This is a genomic window from Pseudomonas sp. P4_C3, assembly GCF_056402075.1.
In genome coordinates, this window is the sequence record NZ_JBFUIC010000318.1 from 1 (window position 1) to 4,506 (window position 4,506).

5 protein-coding genes are annotated in these 4,506 nt (G+C 52.4%); 4 read left to right on the forward strand and 1 reads right to left on the reverse strand.

Features of this window, described 5'->3' with window-relative positions; all coding sequences use genetic code 11:
- On the reverse strand, positions 1 to 1,243 hold a 1,243-nt coding region (locus tag AC1DVH_RS26590; RefSeq protein ID WP_477756299.1), incomplete at its 3' end, for a hypothetical protein.
- A 793-nt stretch (positions 1,244 to 2,036) separates the two neighbouring features.
- Here AC1DVH_RS26590 and AC1DVH_RS26595 point away from each other — a divergent pair.
- The 4 genes from AC1DVH_RS26595 to AC1DVH_RS26610 form a co-directional block, all read left to right on the forward strand.
- Entirely contained in the window at positions 2,037 to 2,372 is a 336-nt protein-coding gene (locus AC1DVH_RS26595; protein ID WP_477756300.1) for a phage holin, lambda family, read from the forward strand.
- 128 nt (positions 2,373 to 2,500) lie between these two features.
- The gene (locus AC1DVH_RS26600; RefSeq protein ID WP_477756301.1) at positions 2,501 to 2,947 is read left to right on the forward strand and encodes a DUF1737 domain-containing protein; all 447 of its coding nucleotides are present in this window, start codon (positions 2,501 to 2,503) and stop codon (positions 2,945 to 2,947) included.
- Positions 2,948 to 3,429: 482 nt separating this feature from the next.
- Complete coding sequence (locus AC1DVH_RS26605; protein WP_477756302.1) at positions 3,430 to 4,029, forward strand: terminase small subunit; 600 nt, start codon at positions 3,430 to 3,432, stop codon at positions 4,027 to 4,029.
- A gap of 3 nt (positions 4,030 to 4,032) precedes the next feature.
- Positions 4,033 to 4,506: phage terminase large subunit family protein (locus AC1DVH_RS26610; RefSeq protein ID WP_477756303.1), on the forward strand; the 474-nt coding region annotated here is incomplete at its 3' end.

Here is a 4,506-nt window from a genome sequence, read left to right on the forward strand (position 1 = left end):
CTCTTGCCTTTCGATGGAAGGTTATATTTTTAACAAAGGTAAGTGATTTTTCTTTGGTCATTCCAGAGGATTGAAGATGAGCTAATAAGGAGTCTTGACTGAAAGTGATAAGTTCAGAAATCATGGGCTTTCCTTCGGAAGCTTTGGGCAGCATGGCAGTACAAAATTCTCTAATTAAGCAAAAGCCATCAATCCAGTCACTTAAAGTTAACCCTTCATACAGCGCATCATCTTCAAGTACATTGTAGCTTAGTAATGTAGTGAGCGATGATGCAGCATGGTAGTGGTCTTTGACAGTCTTCGACCCACTAATTGCTGCGGCCGCGTCCAGTAATGAATTAAGCGTGGGATCCTTGTTTATGGAGAAAAAATTTGTGTATTCCCTAGAGCTATTTCGTTGGCCGGCGATGAAGTCAAAAATTTGCGCCTCGGTGGATTCCCCAAATTCAATTCCAAATTTAAAGTTGTCGGGGGCATTGTCATATTCATGCGCCTCCTTAATATCATGTTCTCTACCTAGGTAGCGCACATGCTCTTGTAGGATGTCTATGAGTGCCCAGATGTTTGCATTATAGAGAATTGATCCGGCTTTAAATGCCTCGGCATCATCTACAGGAACTCGGTCGGGAATTACTACAATCCCATCAGAGCTAAACCAGTTATTGCGATAAGCTTCCATCAATATAGCGGAGCCTAAGGCTTCGACTTGTTGCGTGTGATAAGTTTCTGGGTCTACGGGAATACCGTACGCATCAGTTACTGAAAGACTGTTTATAAGTACTGGTGTCCCTGTCTCAAATTGATCTTCTACTTTTTTATATAAATGATTTTGATCCCCTACGAACCAGGTCATAGTAGACCATAGCCTGGTTTCTGGGCTTAAATCTTTTAAAGCGGATAGCTCACCTTCAAAACTCAATACTTCACTAAAGCATGTTTCTACAATGCCAAAGAATTCAAGCATTTTCTTAAAGTGGTCGAGCAAAGGCTTATCAAGTCTAAGAGATATGAAGGCTATGAGGTCATCGAATAGTTCTTTTCTCTTTCTTGTTTTTTCCGCGTTCGGGCGTCTATTGATAAGTGTTTCTGTCCGCATAATTGCGTTTAGTAATGCAAGCGGGTTTCTATACCATTGAAATTTATCAAGCTCTCTTTTTAGGAGTTTCCATGATAATTTGGTCAATGCGCTATTAATTGCTGCCTCAGGAATTTCGAGCCCTTCATTTGCGACTAACAAAGCCATGCTCCTTGCTTTATAAGTAAATTGCAGATGTTGTTTAGTGTTTCTAGTCGACCAACCGATCTACCCATTTCCCTGCGATCCAGAGTCACAGCTAAGCCCAAGCTATCTCTTGTCGAAGATAGCACTACTCGGGTGGCCTCTGGCCAGTTCAGACCTTGAAATCAAGGCAGTCTCGGTAACGGGGCATGGAGAGTGAGCTGTAGGCCCCAGAGGTCAGGGTCGGTTCTCCGGTTCGGAGTGCTTGGCGCTACGCCCCCTAGGCTTGGCAGCTAACAGATTCGTAACGTCACGTTTGTTTTACCAGGCTCAGGACAAGCTAGAAAGGCAATCACTACCTCAGGAAGAAGACAGCGAGCTGCTCTTGGAGGCCTTCGCGCCTGCCAGCCCCCACCGATAAATTGGACTCTTCATTTTCGTGAGAGTCTCCATGCCCCAAGTCGCAATCGGTACACTCCTGCTCATCTTGGGTTGTAAACAACGTTTCGCGACCGGCAACATCTGGGCCGATTTCTGCCTGTCTCGAAGGGCCGTACCAATTTGGGTAAAGCTTCGCTTTTATTGCAAAAAGCCTTTTCCGCGCGGGATAGATTTGCTTTTATAGCAGCGTGTGTTGCTGTCAACGCAGCGAGACGCCTTTAAAGAGCCCGACCATTGAGCCGGGTTTTTTTGTGTCCTTTACAAGCCCTGCCATCGAGCAGGGTTTTTCGTTTTCGGTACCGCCACATCCATCGCTCCAAGCGGGGACTGCTGCTGGAGCCGGACCTATTGCGCTCCCCGAAAGGGAGGAATTCGGATGAAAAACATGCCCGACAAACCAGACACATGGTTGGTCCTATTCGCGTGGCTGGGACAGCATGCGTCGACGATCTACGCCGGAGCATTGTCATTCGTGGTCGGTGCTTTGCGGATCATTTATGGCGGTGGCTCGCGGCGACAGGCACTGCTTGAAGCTTCGCTTTGCACACTGATCACCGTTGGACTGATTCCGCTGTTGGAGTACTTCGGCTTACCGCAGAACTTCGCCACGGCTGCCGGGGTGTTCATCGGTTTTCTTGGCGTGAAGAAGATCGCCGATCTGGCTGATCGGTTCGCTGACTTCAAGTTTCCCAAATCGGATTCGGCGCCGTGAAGCGCCGCTCCTGGACGCTGCCACTTGTGCTCCTGCTGGCCTACGCCGTCACGAGCCACATCCACTGTGGTGATTCGCGTGCATGTCAGCCGCTCGCCGCTCAATCATTCAATCGTGAGATTTAGAGAATGGCTTACACCCAATACGAAACCGTTGTCGCCAACACTCCCGAGGAGCTGACGGTCAAGCTGGCACAGGCCCTCGCCGATGGTTGGCAGCCTTATGGTAGTCCTGTCTCCATCACTGAAGGCTTTCAAGTGCTTCAGGCTGTAGTGAAGGGATCAAGCAATGTTGGCAGTGCACCGGGCGACATCACCTCGGACAACATCACGGACGCGTCGGATGTCGGTAAGGCGGTGCTGGTCAGTGTTGACGCCTCGGCTGCGCGTGCCGCAATTGGCAGTGGGACTTCGGACTTCTCCGGTAGCTACAACGATCTGACCGATCTGCCTGCCATTCCCGTCGAAGGTGATGCCGCGATGCTGGAAGCCGGCACTGACGTCGTTGCGCATACCTGGTCTGCCAAACTGATCCATGACGAGGTTGCCCGCCAGATTGCTGCGATATCCGCATGAGCCGTAAACAAGCGATCTCATCGTGCAAAGTAATGCTCTTAGTCGACTGCCTCCGTTTCAAACGCAGTGAGTGATTTCGACAGACGGCAGAGGCCCGGGGACCCTGGCAACTTCCAAGGAACACGGGGCATAAGACTCGCGCAAACGCGTTAGCGGCACCCCTCTAGGGTTAGTTAACTGGTTAACTCCCTTGGTTAACTTAGCTGAAAGCCTTATGGGTTGTGGCTTACAGGGCGGTTAACTAAGGAGTTAACCTGGTTAACTCAGCCAACTGTCGAGTCGGCTGAAAGTCAGGCGGGCCGTGGCTTTCAGCCCGGTTAACTAAGGCAGTTAACCAAGAGTTAACTAAGCGATTAAAAAACGGTCATGAATTTGGCTGAAAGCCAGGCAGGCCCTGGCCTTGAGGTGGTTAACCTAGGAGTTAACCGACTAATTTACTCGGTTAACTCTCGGCCCCACCGGGTTAACCGTAAGGCATCGACATGACAGCACTCACCAAAGCGGAGTTCGCCGCTCGCCAAGGCTGGTCGAAACCCTATGTGTCGAAGTTGGCCAAGAGCGGTCGTTTGGTTCTGATGGCGGACGGCATGGTGGATGTCGAGGCCACGGACCGGCTCCTGTTCAGCACTGCGGATCCGAGCAAAGCCAATGTGGCGGCGCGACATGAGCGCGAACGGATACAGCGCAGGCCGGAAGGCAATACCCCGGGCCCCCAGATCGAATACGAGCCTTTAGCCGTTATTTCGCACCATGCTCCGTTGGCCGGCGAGGGCATCCCGGACTTTCAGGAGTCGCGCGCCTATCGCGAGTTTTATGAGTCACGCCTGACCGAGAGCGAGTTTCACAAGAATCGTGGCGCCCACRTCGAGTTGGAGGCCGTTAAAACGGCGGCGTACACGACCGGGCGGATGTTACGGGATCTGTTGCTGGGTATGCCGCCACAGTTGGCCCCCGAATTGGCCGCCATGAGTGATCACTGGCAAATCGAGAAGCATCTCACTGCCGCATTACGTCGGGTGTTGGACGATGCCGAACGGATGTCCTCGACAGACCTCATCCATTCTTTGACTGCAGCGAGCTAATCCATGTCAGCGGAAATGCCCGACGGTGCAGCGGTGTACCGGGAGGCGTATTTCCGCGGGCTGCGACCAGAGCCGGATGTCTGGATCGATCAGTGGGCTGACGAGTTCATGCGCATCCCGCGGGATGCCGGGGCTGCCGAGCCAGGACAGTACCGCACAGCGCGAACACCGTATGCCCGCGAGCCCATGCGCTGCCTGTCACCGGCCCACCCGTGCAAGCGCGTGGTGACCATGGTGGCCTCGCAGTTGATGAAAACTCAGATCGCCTTGAACTGGATTGGCGGCCTGATCCATATGGCACCGTCGAATATTCTCACGCTGTTGCCCAGCCTGGGGCTGGCCAAACGAGTCTCGTCGCGCATCGGCAAGACCATCAAAGCCACCCCGGTGCTACGTGAACGCGTGGCGGCGAACCGTTCGCGGGATGCGCGCAACACCATGGACACCAAAGAGTTCGAAGGTGGTTCGTTGTATGTC

Bases quoted from the DNA above. Each gene is read 5' to 3' on its own strand.
- AC1DVH_RS26595 (WP_477756300.1), top strand. From the start codon at position 2,037: ATGAAAAACATGCCCGACAAACCAGACACATGGTTGGTCCTATTCGCG.
- AC1DVH_RS26600 (WP_477756301.1), top strand. From the start codon at position 2,501: ATGGCTTACACCCAATACGAAACCGTTGTCGCCAACACTCCCGAGGAG.